The organism is Methylobacterium crusticola, from assembly GCF_003574465.1.
Lineage (GTDB): Bacteria > Pseudomonadota > Alphaproteobacteria > Rhizobiales > Beijerinckiaceae > Methylobacterium > Methylobacterium crusticola.
Window position 1 is genome coordinate 1 of the sequence record NZ_KZ984615.1, and the last position, 12009, is coordinate 12009.

At 74.1% G+C, this 12009-nt stretch carries 12 protein-coding genes; 9 read left to right on the forward strand and 3 right to left on the reverse strand.

Annotated features, from left to right (window positions below; genetic code table 11):
• Positions 1–352: 352 nt before the first annotated feature.
• Both DT057_RS01085 and DT057_RS01090 read left to right on the forward strand, forming a co-directional pair.
• Entirely contained in the window at positions 353–1168 is an 816-nt protein-coding gene (locus DT057_RS01085; RefSeq protein ID WP_128560281.1) for a hypothetical protein, read from the forward strand.
• 197 nt (positions 1169–1365) lie between these two features.
• A complete protein-coding gene (locus tag DT057_RS01090; protein WP_128560282.1) occupies positions 1366–1713 on the forward strand; it encodes a hypothetical protein in 348 nt (115 codons plus the stop codon).
• Positions 1714–1815: 102 nt separating this feature from the next.
• On the opposite strand, the gene DT057_RS01095 is transcribed toward DT057_RS01090, so the two are convergent.
• Entirely contained in the window at positions 1816–2058 is a 243-nt protein-coding gene (locus tag DT057_RS01095; RefSeq protein WP_128560283.1) for a hypothetical protein, read from the reverse strand.
• 393 nt (positions 2059–2451) lie between these two features.
• Complete coding sequence (locus DT057_RS36390) at positions 2452–3342, reverse strand: PAS domain-containing protein (protein WP_238312988.1); 891 nt, start codon at positions 3340–3342, stop codon at positions 2452–2454.
• A 238-nt stretch (positions 3343–3580) separates the two neighbouring features.
• On the opposite strand from DT057_RS36390, the gene DT057_RS01110 reads away from it, so the two are divergent.
• Complete coding sequence (locus DT057_RS01110) at positions 3581–4504, forward strand: LysR family transcriptional regulator (protein WP_128560284.1); 924 nt, start codon at positions 3581–3583, stop codon at positions 4502–4504.
• A gap of 394 nt (positions 4505–4898) precedes the next feature.
• Positions 4899–5684 carry an SDR family NAD(P)-dependent oxidoreductase gene (locus DT057_RS01115; protein WP_128560285.1) on the forward strand — a complete coding sequence of 262 codons (786 nt, stop codon included), beginning with the start codon at positions 4899–4901 and terminating at the stop codon, positions 5682–5684.
• A gap of 67 nt (positions 5685–5751) precedes the next feature.
• Here the strand turns inward: DT057_RS01115 and DT057_RS01120 are convergent, their stop codons facing one another.
• Positions 5752–6783, reverse strand: a complete 1032-nt coding sequence (locus tag DT057_RS01120; RefSeq protein ID WP_128560286.1) for an aldo/keto reductase — start codon at positions 6781–6783, stop codon at positions 5752–5754.
• 362 nt (positions 6784–7145) lie between these two features.
• On the opposite strand from DT057_RS01120, the gene DT057_RS01125 reads away from it, so the two are divergent.
• Genes DT057_RS01125 through DT057_RS01145 form a run of 5 tightly spaced genes read left to right on the forward strand, consistent with a single transcriptional unit; the run spans position 7146 to position 11873 of the window.
• Positions 7146–8396: an urea ABC transporter substrate-binding protein gene (locus DT057_RS01125; RefSeq protein ID WP_128560287.1), complete on the forward strand. Its 1251-nt coding sequence runs from the start codon at positions 7146–7148 to the stop codon at positions 8394–8396.
• Between the two features lie 21 nt (positions 8397–8417).
• Positions 8418–9284, forward strand: coding sequence for an ABC transporter permease subunit (locus DT057_RS01130; protein WP_128560288.1), 867 nt, complete (start codon positions 8418–8420; stop codon positions 9282–9284).
• On the forward strand, positions 9281–10375 hold the full coding sequence (locus DT057_RS01135; RefSeq protein WP_128560289.1) for an ABC transporter permease subunit: 1095 nt from the start codon (positions 9281–9283) through the stop codon (positions 10373–10375). The genes DT057_RS01130 and DT057_RS01135 overlap by 4 nt, the downstream gene beginning before the upstream one ends.
• Positions 10372–11118, forward strand: a complete 747-nt coding sequence (locus DT057_RS01140) for an ATP-binding cassette domain-containing protein (RefSeq protein ID WP_128560290.1) — start codon at positions 10372–10374, stop codon at positions 11116–11118. Before DT057_RS01135 ends, DT057_RS01140 begins: the two co-directional genes overlap by 4 nt.
• Positions 11118–11873 carry an ABC transporter ATP-binding protein gene (locus DT057_RS01145; protein ID WP_128560291.1) on the forward strand — a complete coding sequence of 252 codons (756 nt, stop codon included), beginning with the start codon at positions 11118–11120 and terminating at the stop codon, positions 11871–11873. Before DT057_RS01140 ends, DT057_RS01145 begins: the two co-directional genes overlap by 1 nt.
• Positions 11874–12009: the final 136 nt, after the last annotated feature.

Sequence of the window (12009 nt, forward strand, 5' to 3'; positions counted from 1 at the left end):
CGGCCTGCGCGGCCGCGCGGTGGCGAACGGCTCGGCAGCGCCCGCCGCACGGACGGGGAGGCGGCCCGGGATGACGGCGGGTCCGCGACCGCCGCCCCGACCGCGCGGTGACGCGGGATCGCGTGTTGCGGCCTCGCTGTTACCGAACAATGTCGGTTCGCGGCCCGCCGAGGACAGACGAGACGGCCCGGCCTGCGCCCCCGGGCCCGCGCCATCACCGTGATTACCATCGTAACCAAACTTTTCTTCTCGCGTTCCGGCGGGTTTGCTACTTTCGTGCGCGGCGCCACCAGGGGCGCTGGATTGATGGTTGTCTTCAATGTCGCTCAAGAGAACTGGACAGGAGCACGGAGTGCCGACCGGGACTGCGGAGGAGCCGCGCGGCCAAGGTGGCTTGAAGCAGCAGGGGATCCGCCGGCAGAACGAGGCGGCGAACGCGCTGGCCTTCGCGCGCTTCCACGTCGAGCATTCGCCCGAGACGACCGCCCGGGACAACTTGAACAGTTTCAAGGACCCGGATTTCCGCATCGAAGGGCGGATCTTCGACTGCTACTCGCCGGTCGCCAAGTATCCCCGCAACCCGAGGATCGAATTTTTCGCGAATGCCGGCGACAAGCCGCCGGTCCTGAGCCGCCGGGCCCGGGAGCTCCTGGCGCTGTACACGTTCGCCCGCATCGAGCAGCGGGAGGCCGGCACGTTCGACGAGTACGACGATTCCATCGCCGACACCCGCTACCACGAGCGCTTCTCCGAGGCGCTCAAGGATTTCATGCTCGCCAAGATCCACGTGGAGATCCGCGAGAAGGTCAAGTCGGGACAAGCCCGCAACATCGTGCTGAACCTCGCGGATTCCATCTGTTCGCCGGCCGAGGTGCGGGATTTCATCACGCAGAGCCCGATCGAGAAGCTCGAGTGCCTGCTGACCGTGATGCCGAAGCCGGGCGCGAGGCCCCGGGAGACGTTCCGCAGCGGCGACGAATCGTACGGGATCTTCGGACCGGAGGACATCGCGATCGACGAGTTCGAGTTCGCGCCCGGGGCGGCCCCCTTGCCCGAGAGGCCGGCGCCGGGCGCGCCGGGCGTGACCCCCGCGGCCTCCGCGATCCCCGCGGGCGCCGGGACGGCGGCGGGTTCCGGCGGTGCCGGGACGTCCGGGGAGGCGGGATGAGGGCCGGCCCGGGGCGGGCGACGCGAGGCGGCTGCGCCGGCAGGCACCGCCGGCCCGCGGCTCCGGGGCGCGGTTCGTGCGTCATCGCGCCCGCAGGCGAGCGGCCGAACCAGGATCCGCCGGGTTCGTTGACGGAGCCCGTCCGGCCTTCCACGCCGGAGACCGGCGCGGCGGACGGGACCAGGAGGGTTCGCTCAATGCGTGTCGCACTCGTTGCCGCCTCAGGCCTCCTCGCTCTGGCGACGGCGGCGCCCGCCTTCGCGACGCCCTGCGCCGAGCAGATCGCCACCATCGAGCGACGCCTCGAGAGCCCGGGCGCCGCCTCGGTGACGGGCAGCACGCCGACGCAGACGGGCTCCCCCCGGGCGCTGCCGGCCCCACCGGCCGGCCCGCCGAGCGACCCGGCGAGCAAGCCCACGGCCGCCGGGATCGAGCAGGCCCGGACGCTGATCGCCGCCGCGAAGGACCAGGACCGCGCCGGCAACGCCGCGGCCTGCGAGGATACCATGACGAGGGCCAAGGAGATGATCGGCGCGCTGCCCTGACGGGGCGGCGCGGCGGCCGCGCGAGGGCGGCGGGCGGGGCGGCGCCGGCCGGGCTTCCCGCGCCCGGTGCGGGCTCCGCGCCCGCCGGCGACCCCGGCGGGGTCACGCGGCGCGCCGGCGCTCCGGCGTCTCGAGCCGCGTGACGAAACGGGCGCGGTCCCAGACCTCGATGGCGTGCCGTTCGAGCATCGTGCGGGCGAACGTCACAGCGGCCTTGTCATCGTGCACCGGAAGCAGCCCCGACCAGACGAGCCTCTCGTTCGCGTCGAGCATCGAGGCTCGATAGGCGGGCTCGCTGCTGCGGAAGACTCGGCCGAATGTCGATGTGGCTTGCTGCTCGTCCACGATGCCCTCCTGCAAACGATCGGGTGCAGTTGTCAGAAATGCACCCGCGGCCGGCTCCCTGCCCGATGCGCCTCGATCTCTCGAAACCCGGGCGGGGCGGCCATCGGTACGACTAGGGCGCTTCTGTTACGCGATGATTGCATCGCCGCTCGACTGCCGGGGACGGGTTCCGCGTCCGGATCCGACGGCCTTCCCCATGGTGAGGAGCACCGCTTGGAGGGGCGTCGCGCCGAGGATCGGTCATGGGCGCTCCTCCGCGATTCCCGCGCGCCCGGCGTCACGCCGCAGCGCCGCGGAACGGCGCTCTGCGCGGCACGGGCTGCGCCGGCCCGAGGCCCGCTCCGCACCGCTCGAGAGGCTGCCCGCGGCCGGGGAGCGGACCGGCGCCGGGCATCAGGGTTTGCCGACCACGAGGGTCGCGCCCTCCGTCAGGGTGAAGACGATGCCGGCGGCCCGCAGGGCCGCGAGGAGCGCCCGGCGGCTGCGGGCCGAGCCGGGTCCCTCGGTGTCCTCCTCCAGCCTGCGGACCGTCGAGAGGGACACCGCGCTCGCCCGGGCGAGGTCCGCCATCGACCAGTCGAGGAGCGCCCGGGCGGCGCGCAGGTGATGGCCCGCGATGGCCTGGTCGAGGCCGCGCTCCGGGGGCGGCCCGGCCGCGTCCCCGGGGGCGTCGCCCGGGCGGGGCGGGCTCCCGGCCGGGAGCGCCGGGGCCGCGCCGGGGGGAGGACCGGCCGGCGTCCCGGCGGGCCGGTCCGGCCCGGCGGGCCCGGGTGGGCGCTCGAGGGCCGAGAGGTAGGGCTGGAGGGAGGCCACCGTCCGGGCCTGCTCGGCGAGGGCGCGCTTCCAGCGCCGCTCGGCCGCCTGAGCCGCGGCGAGCCGCTCGCGGTCCGTGACGTCGAGCACGATCCCGGCGGCGCCCCGGGGGCTGCCGTCGGGCGCGAAGTAGGCCTCGCCGCGGCACGACAGGATGCGCGCGGCCCCGTCCGGGCGGATCACCCGGATCGTGTGGTCGGACAGGAGGCCCTCCCGCACCTGCGCGGCACTCTCGATCGCGAGCCGGTCCTCGGGATCGACGAGGCTGAGGAACAGCTCGTAGCTCGGGCGCACGGCGCCCGGGTCGAGCCCCAGGAGACGGTAGAGGCCCGGCGACCAGACATGCGCGTCCGTGGCGAAGGTCCAGCCCCAGTTGCCGGTGAGGCCGAGGCCCTCGAGGAGCCGCAGGAACTCGCGCGACGAGAAGGCGAGGTCGAGGGGAGCGGTCACCTCGGGCGGGTCGGAGGCCATGGTGGGGCATCGCGGGCGCCGGGTCCGGCGGGAGGCGCTCAGCCTAGTCGATCGCACCGGCCCGGAGCGAGGCCCCGGCGCGACACTCGCCCGTGAAGGGCGCAGGACGCCGCACCGTTGAGGGAGGAGGGCGCCGCCGGGGCGCCCGCGGACTTGCGCGCCGGGACCGGGTGCGCAGTACTCCGGCGGCGGTGCCGCCGCGATCGGGCGGCCCGTGCCGCCGCGGGACGAGAGACCGATGGACCGCATCGACGCCATGAAGGTCTTCGTCGCCGCCCTCGACGAGGGCAGTCTCGCGGGGGCGGGGCGCCGGCTCGGCCGCTCGCCCGCCGCCGTGACCCGGGCCGTCGCCTTTCTGGAGGCGCGTGTCGGCACGCCGCTGCTCCACCGGACCACCCGCTCGCTCCGCCTGAGCGAGGCGGGGGAGCGCTACGCCGCCGCCTGCCGCCGCATCCTCACGGACCTGGAGGAGGCCGACATGCTGGCGGCCGGCGAGCGCTCGGCGCCCCGCGGCACCCTCGCGCTGACCGCCCCGGTCGTGAGCGGGGAGGAGGTGCTGCGCCCGACCCTCGACGCGTTCCTGGACGCCTTCCCGGCGGTCTCGGCGCGGCTCCACCTCCTCGACCGGCCCGTGAACCTCGTCGACGAGGGCATCGACGTGGCGCTGCGCATCGCGCACCTGCCCGATTCGGCCATGGTCGCCGTACGCGTCGGCGAGGTCCGGCGCGTCGTCGCGGCCTCGCCCCGCTACCTGGCGGAGCGCCCCGTGATCGCGGAGCCCGCCGACCTCGCCGGGCACCGCATCGTCGCCATGAGCCAGTTCGGGCTCGACTCCTGGAGCTTCCCGCCGGCCCCGGGCTCCGCCGTCCCGCGCAGCGTCGCGTTCACGCCCCGCCTCGTCCTCAACAGCGTGCGGGCGGCCGTGGCGGCGGCGGCGGAGGGGCACGGGGTCACGCGGGTGCTCTCCTACCAGGTCGCCGGGGCGGTGCGGGAGGGGCGCCTGCGGATCATCCTGCGCGAGGCCGAGCCTCCGCGGCTCCCGGTCCACGTCATCACGCCGGAGGGGCGCCTGTCGGTCCCCAAGGTCCGCGCCTTCGTGGACTTCGCGGTGCCGCGCCTGCGCGCCGACTTCGCGCGGCTCGCCGCGGAGGCGGACGCCTGACGCCCGGGCGACCCGCGGCGGCCCGCGGCGGCCCGCGGGCCCCGGCGCGGCGTCCCGGCCGCGGGGCCGGGTCCGCGACAGCGTCGGGGCGGTGCTCTACCGTGGCGCCGCGCAGGATCGCGGGACGCCGGGATCCGGGCCGCCGCGGCCCGAGAGGAGACCAGCCATGACCGTCTCCGCAAGGCCGCCGCGCGGCCCGCCGCCGCCTGCGCCGCCACGTACGCCGCCACGTGCGCCGCCGCACCCGGCGGGGGCGTCGTCGCGTTGACATCAAACATGATGGTTATCATCAATAGAGGCGGCGATGGCCCCTCCGGGGCCGGGCCGGCGGGAGCCGGACGCGCGTCCGGGCCCGCCCCGGCGGCCATCGCGAAAGCCCCTGAGGAGACCTGCCATGTCCCACAAGCTGCCCGCCGCCCTCGTCACCGGCGCCTCGTCCGGCATCGGCGCCACCTACGCCGACCGGCTCGCCCGCCGCGGCCACGACCTCGTCCTGGTGGCGCGGGACGCCGCCCGCCTGGAGACGCTCGCCGCGCGCCTGCGGGCGGAGGCGGGCGTCGCCGTCGACGTGCTCCCGGCCGACCTCACCGACGCGGGCGACCTCGCCCGCGTCGAGGCGCGCCTGCGCGAGGACACGCGCCTCGGCCTCCTCGTGAACAACGCCGGCGCGGCGACGCCGGCCGGCTTCTCGGATCCGGACCTCGCGCCGCAGTACCGGCTCGTCGACCTCAACGTCGTGGCGCTGACCCGGCTCGCGGGGGCGGCGGCCCAGGCCTTCCTCGGCCGCGGCGCGGGCGCCATCGTCAACATCGGCTCGGTGGTGGCCTTCGCGCCGGAATGGCTCCCGGGCGTCTACGGGGCCACCAAGGCCTACGTGCTCACCCTGTCGCGGGCCCTGCAGGCGGAGCTCGGCCCCCGCGGGCTCTACGTGCAGGCGGTGCTGCCGGCCGCGACCCGCACGGCCATCTGGGAGCGCTCCGGCCGGGACGTGGCGAGCCTCGCGGGCGTCATGGAGGTCGGCGAGATGGTCGACGCCGCCCTCGTGGGCTTCGACCGGCGCGAGACCGTCACCATCCCGTCGCTGCCGGATGCCGGCCAGTGGGAGGCGCTGGAGGCCGCGCGCGAGGCCATGCTGCCGAACCTCGCCCGGGAGCACGCGGCCGCGCGCTACCGGGCCTGAGTGGCGCCGGCCGCCCCGGACGCGCCGCCCCGTCGGCGGCCCGCCCGGGCCCGTCCCCGGCGCCGCGTCACCACGGGGTCGGCTTGGGGTTTCGCGCGTCGAAGCCCCTCTGGTGCCAGTAGGGGTAGGTCGGCGTCTCCTGGCTCGCGGCGTCGAGCCGCGCGACCTGCTCGGCGGTGAGGGACCAGCCGACGGCGCCGAGGTTCTGCCTGAGCTGCTCCTCGTTGCGCGCCCCCACCACGATGTTGGCGACCGTCGGCCGCCGGAGCAGCCAGTTGAGCGCCACCTGCGTCACGGTCCTGCCGGTCTCGGCCGCCACGGCGTCGAGGGCGTCGACGACGCCGAACAGGTAGTCGTCCGCCACCGGCGGCCCGCCCTCGGCGCCGCCCGCCGCGATGCGCCCGCCCGACGGCGCCTGGCCGCGGCGGATCTTGCCCGTCAGCCGGCCCCAGCCGAGGGGGCTCCACACCATCAGACCGACGCCCTGGTCGAGCCCGAGGGGCATCAGCTCCCACTCGTAGTGCCGGCCGATCAGCGAGTAGTAGCCCTGGTAGGCGACGTAGCGCGCCAGCCCGTGGCGCTCGGAGGTCGCGAGCGCCTTCATCAGCTGCCAGCCGGAGAAGTTGGAGGCGCCGATGTAGCCGATCTTGCCCGCCCGCACGAGGTCGTCGAGCGCCCGCAGGGTCTCGTCGACCGGGGTGAGGGCGTCGAAGCCGTGCATGAAGTAGATGTCGATGTGGTCGGTGCCGAGGCGCCGCAGGCTCGCCTCGCAGGCCCGCACCAGGTGGTAGCGCGAGGAGCCGACGTCGTTGGGCCCCTCGCCGACCGGGAAGGTCGCCTTGGTGGAGATCAGGGCCCGCTCGCGCTTGCCCGTGAGGGCCTGGCCCAGGATCTCCTCCGAGGCGCCCTGCGAGTAGATGTCGGCGGTGTCGAAGAGGTTGACCCCCGCCTCGAGGCAGAGGTCGACGAGCCGCGTCGCCTCCGCGACGTCCGTCCGCCCCCAGCGCTCGAAGAACGGGTTGGTGCCGCCGAACGTGCCCGTCCCGAAGCTCAGGGCGGGAACCTTGAGGCCGGATCGCCCGAACTGCCGATACTCCATCTCACCCTCGCTGCGTCTCGCGGCGGCCCGGCGGGCCGCGCCCGGGGCGGGGNTGTCATAGGGCCCGGGACCGCCGCGGCAACGCGCGCCCGCCGGGCGCGCATTGCCCTGCCGCACCCGGCGGCCCGATTTGCACGATTTGTGACATCGCGCCGCCCCGCGCCGGCCTGCCCGCGCGGACCGCACCAGCTGCCCACCGGCCGGCCGATCTGACCGCCGCGTCGGCACGCGGGCGGCCCGGGCCCGCCAATCCTGCCGGCTGACCGATATGTGGGATTTGTTGGCATCGGACTTGCGACGCCGCCGACCGGGGCGGGGCGGCGGGCCCGGGCCCTCCGGGCGGCGCAGCAGCGGAGAGTGGGATGACACACGGGACGATCAGCCGGCGCGGTGCGTTGAGGCTCGGGGCCGGGGCGGCGGCCGGCGCGCTGGCGACGCCGTTCCTCGCGCGCCACGGCCTCGCGGCGGAGCCGATCAAGCTCGGCAGCCTGCTCGACGGGTCCGGCGCCCTCGGCCTCGAGGGCAAGCGCATGATCGAGACCACCGAGTACGCGGTCGACCTCATCAACAAGGCGGGCGGGCTTCTCGGCCGGCAGATCAAGCTGATCGCCTACGACACCCAGTCCAACATGCAGCTCTACACCCAGTACGCCCAGCAGCTCGCCCTCAAGGAGAAGGTCGACGTCATCCAGGGCGGCATCACCTCGGCCTCGCGCGAGGCGATCCGCCCGATCTTCGGGCGCTCGAAGACCCTGTACTTCTACAACACCCAGTACGAGGGCGGCGTCTGCGACCGCAACGTGTTCTGCACCGGCTCGACGCCGGCCCAGACCGTGAATCACATCGTGGATTACGGCCTCAAGAACTGGGGCAAGAAGGCCTACATCATCGCGGCCGACTACAATTACGGCCACATCACCGCGAGCTGGATGACGAAGTTCATGAAGGACGGCGGCGGCTCGGTGCTCGGCACCGACTTCTTCCCCCTCGACGTGACGAACTTCTCCTCCGCCATCAGCCGCATCCAGCAGGCCCAGCCCGACCTCGTGCTCTCGGCCCTCGTGGGCGCCAACCACTCGGGCTTCTACCGCCAGTGGGACGCCGCCGGCATGAAGGGCAAGATCCCGATCGCCTCGAGCGTGTTCGGCCTCGGCGACGAGCTCACCACCATGGACACCTCGACCACGAACGGCATCGTCACCTGCTACGGCTGGTACAACGACCTCCCGGCGCCCGCGAGCCAGGCCTTCGTCAAGGGCATGCAGGCGAAGTTCGGAGCCGACGTCACGGACCTGAGCGAGCTCGACACCGCCACCTACGAGGGCGTCATGCTGTGGGCCGAGGCGGTGAGGAAGGCCGGCTCGGTGGAGCGCGACAAGGTCGTCGAGGCGCTCGAATCCGGCCTCTCCATCGAGAGCCCCACCGGCAAGGTCACCATGGACCCGGCCACCCACCACACCATCCGCAGCACCTACCTGGCCCGGCCCAAGGACCGGAAGTGGGAGATCCTGGCGAGCTACCCCGACCAGTTCCCGGCCGACACCGGCGGCGCCTGCGACCTCCTCAAGAATCCCAGGACCAACAAGCAGTTCACGCCCGACCTCAAGGGCTGACGGACAGGGGACGCGCGCGACATGGACCTGGCCGGCCTCCTGGCCTTCAACGTGATCGCCGGCATCGCCACGCTGGTGCTGATCACCCTCGGCCTCGGCGTCATCTACGGGATGATGCGCATCATCAACCTCGCCCACGGCGAGCTCATGATGCTCGGCGCCTACACGGCGGTGACGGCGAGCGAGGCGGGCGCCAACATCTGGGTCGCGATGCTGGTGCTGCCGCCCCTGGTGGTCGGCCTCGTCGGCCTCGTCCTCGAGCGCACCGTGATCCGCTTCCTGTACGGGCGGATGATGGACACCATGCTGGCGACCTGGGGCCTCAGCCTCGGGCTGATCGGCCTCGTGACGTCGCTCTACGGCAACGTGGTGCGGGGGGTCTCGACGCCCGTCGGCAGCTTCGAGATCGGGCGCTACGGCGCCAGCCTCTACAGCCTCGTCATCATCGCGGCGGCCCTGGCGGCGCTCGCCGCCGCGTACCTGCTCCTGCGCCTGACGCGGTTCGGCCTGATCCTGCGGGCCACCATGCAGAACCCCCGCATGGCGGCGGCCCTCGGGGTCTCACCCGACCGGGTCTACATGGCGACCTTCGGGCTCGGGGCCGCCCTGGCGGGCCTCGCCGGCGGGGTGCTGGCGCCGATCTCCGGCATCTCGCCCGCCATGGGGGCGTCCTACATCGCCCGCGCCTTCATCACGGTGCTGGGCGGCGGCCCGGCGATCGTCGCCGGCACCGGGCTCGCCTCGACGCTGTTCGGCGTCATCAACGAGCTCGTCTCCTTCAAGACCACCCCGGTCATCGGCGACGTGGCGCTCCTCGTCGCCGCGGTGCTGCTCATCCGCGTGCTGCCCCAGGGCATCACCGGCCGCTACCTGAGGCGCAGCCTATGAGGCCATTCCCCCCACGCGCCGGCCCCCCGGGGCCTGCCGGCGGCCTCCGGGCGGCCGGCGGCTTCCTGGCGATGCTCGCCGCCGGCCTCGCCGTCCTGCTCGGCGCGCCCCACCTCGTCGACACCTTCGGCCTCGTCCAGCTCACGGGCTTCTCCGCCATGGCGATGTTCGCCCTGAGCCAGGGCTTCATCTGGGGCTACGGCGGCGTCATGTCGTTCGGGCAGGCCGCCTTCCTGGGGCTCGGCGGCTACGCCTACGCGGTCGCGGTCCTGAACCTCGGGGACAGCACCGTGCCGGTGCTCCTCGCCATGGCGGTGCCGATGCTGTTCGCGCTCCTGCTCGGCTACTTCATGTTCTACGGCCGGATCAGCGACGCCTATATCGGCGTCATCACGCTCACCGTCTCGGTGATCCTGTTCCAGCTCGTCAACGCGACCTCGGGCCGCCAGTACCGGATCGGCGACGCGGAGCTCGGCGGCTTCAACGGCATCCCGGCGATCCCGGCGCTCAACCTGCCGGGCGACCCCGGCAACCCCCTCGACCCGGAGGGCATCTGGTACGCCGCGATGGGCAGCCTGATCCTCGTCTACGCGGCCCTGCGGGCGATCCTGGCGAGCCGCTTCGGCCGGGTCGTCGTGGCGATCCGCGAGAACGAGACCCGGGCCCAGCTCATCGGCTACGACCCGCGCCTCTACAAGCTCCTCGCCTTCACGATCTCGGCCGGCATCGCGGGGCTCGCCGGCTGCCTGTTCGCCAATTGGGGCGGGTTCATCAGCCCGACCGTGTTCGGCCTCACCATGTCGGCCCAGGTGATCATCTTCGTGCTCGTGGGCGGCCTCGGCACCCTGCTCGGGCCGATTCTCGGCGCGGTGCTGATCCAGTGGCTGATCATCCAGGCGGGCGGGCAGCGCGTGATCGACGCCAATCTCGGCCTCGGCCTCGTGCTGGTGGCCTTCGTGCTCCTGGTGCCGCAGGGGCTCGTGCCGGTGATGCGGGCGCTCCTGGGGCGGCTCGCCGGCGCCGTGCGCCGGCCGGCGCCGCAGGAGCCGGCCGCGCCCGGCCGGGCGCTCGCCGGGGAGGCGCCGCGATGAGCGCGGGACGGGCCGCCCCGGCGGGAGCCCGGCCGCTCCTCGAGGCGCGGGGCGTCACCATGCGGTTCGGCGGCGTGACGGCGGTGCAGTCGGTCGACCTCGTCCTCGGCGAGGTGGAGCTGCGCTGCCTGATCGGGCCGAACGGCGCCGGCAAGAGCACCTTCTTCAAGATGCTCACCGGCCAGCTCACCCCGAGCGAGGGCCGCATCGCCTTCCGGGGCACCGACATCACCGGGGCCGAGCCGCACGCCATCGCGCGCCTCGGCGTCGGCATCAAGACGCAGGTGCCCAACGTCTTCAACGGCCTGTCCGTGCGCGAGAACGTCTTCGTGGCGGCCGGCCGGCGCAAGTCCCTGGCCCGCGCCCGCGCCATCGTGGGCGAGACGCTGGCGCGCCTCCAGCTCGAGGCCATCGCGGACCGGACGGTCGGGCAGCTCGCCCACGGCCAGCGCCAGTGGGTCGAGATCGCGACGGTGCTGGCCCAGGAGCCCGAGCTGATCCTCCTCGACGAACCCGCCGCCGGCATGACCCACGACGAGGTCCACCGGACCGCCGCGCTGATCCGCGAGATCAACCGCACCCACGCCCTGATCGTGGTGGAGCACGACATGCCCTTCATCCGGATGATCGCCAAGACCGTCACGGTGTTCAACCAGGGCCGCATCCTCATGGAGGACGAGGTCGGCCGCGTGCTGGCCGACCAGCGCGTGCGCGACGTCTACCTCGGCAAGCAGGCGGCGTGATGGGCGGGCCGCAGAGCCGCCCTCCGGGCGGGGAACCCCGGACCGGGGAGCCCCTCCTGGCCGTCGCCGGGCTGCACGCGGGCTACGGCCGCATCCCGATCCTGGGCGGCGTCTCGCTCGGCGTGGGGGCGGGCGAGTTCGTGGGCATCCTCGGCCACAACGGCATGGGCAAGACCACGCTCCTGCGCACCCTGATGGGCTACCTGCCGGCGACCGCCGGCACGGTGGCGCTCGCGGGCCGCCCGATCACGGCCCTGTCCCCGACCGCCCGGGCCCGGGCCGGGATGGGCTACGTGCCGCAGGGCCGCGAGATCTTCCCGGCGCTCAGCGTGCGCGAGAACCTGCGCATGGGCTGCCTGCTCGCCCGCGCCGGCGAGGAGGCGACCATCGCGGAGATCCTCGAGACCTTCCCGCGCCTCAAGGCCTACCTGGACCGGCCGGGGGGCGCCCTCTCGGGGGGCGAGCAGCAGCTCCTGGCGCTGGCGCGCTGCCTCTGCGGCGGCCCCCGCATCGTCCTCCTCGACGAGCCGACCGAGGGCATCCAGCCCTCGATCATCGAGGAGCTCGTCGAGACGCTCGGGGCGATCGGGCGGGCCCGCGGCCTCACGGTGCTCCTCGTCGAGCAGAACCTCGGCTTCATCTCGGCGCTCTCGAACCGGGTCCTGATCCTCCAGAAGGGGGTGATCACCCGGGAGGTCCCGCCCGACGTCGCCCGGGACCGGCAGATGATGGACGAGTTCGTCGGGATGGCCTGACGCGCGCCGCCCCTTGAGCCGGACGGGCCCGGGCGCCCGTCCGGCTCAAGGGCGAGCGTCCCGCAACCCAGCACGCAACCGGAGACCCGCGCCATGACGCCAGCCCGCGACCCGCTCGACCAGAGGCCCGACCAGG

Bases quoted from the DNA above. Each gene is read 5' to 3' on its own strand.
- DT057_RS01090 (WP_128560282.1), top strand. From the start codon at position 1,366: ATGCGTGTCGCACTCGTTGCCGCCTCAGGCCTCCTCGCTCTGGCGACG.
- DT057_RS36390 (WP_238312988.1), bottom strand. From the start codon at position 3,342: ATGGCCTCCGACCCGCCCGAGGTGACCGCTCCCCTCGACCTCGCCTTC.
- DT057_RS01110 (WP_128560284.1), top strand. From the start codon at position 3,581: ATGGACCGCATCGACGCCATGAAGGTCTTCGTCGCCGCCCTCGACGAG.
- DT057_RS01115 (WP_128560285.1), top strand. From the start codon at position 4,899: ATGTCCCACAAGCTGCCCGCCGCCCTCGTCACCGGCGCCTCGTCCGGC.
- DT057_RS01120 (WP_128560286.1), bottom strand. From the start codon at position 6,783: ATGGAGTATCGGCAGTTCGGGCGATCCGGCCTCAAGGTTCCCGCCCTG.
- DT057_RS01125 (WP_128560287.1), top strand. From the start codon at position 7,146: ATGACACACGGGACGATCAGCCGGCGCGGTGCGTTGAGGCTCGGGGCC.
- DT057_RS01130 (WP_128560288.1), top strand. From the start codon at position 8,418: ATGGACCTGGCCGGCCTCCTGGCCTTCAACGTGATCGCCGGCATCGCC.
- DT057_RS01135 (WP_128560289.1), top strand. From the start codon at position 9,281: ATGAGGCCATTCCCCCCACGCGCCGGCCCCCCGGGGCCTGCCGGCGGC.
- DT057_RS01140 (WP_128560290.1), top strand. From the start codon at position 10,372: ATGAGCGCGGGACGGGCCGCCCCGGCGGGAGCCCGGCCGCTCCTCGAG.
- DT057_RS01145 (WP_128560291.1), top strand. From the start codon at position 11,118: ATGGGCGGGCCGCAGAGCCGCCCTCCGGGCGGGGAACCCCGGACCGGG.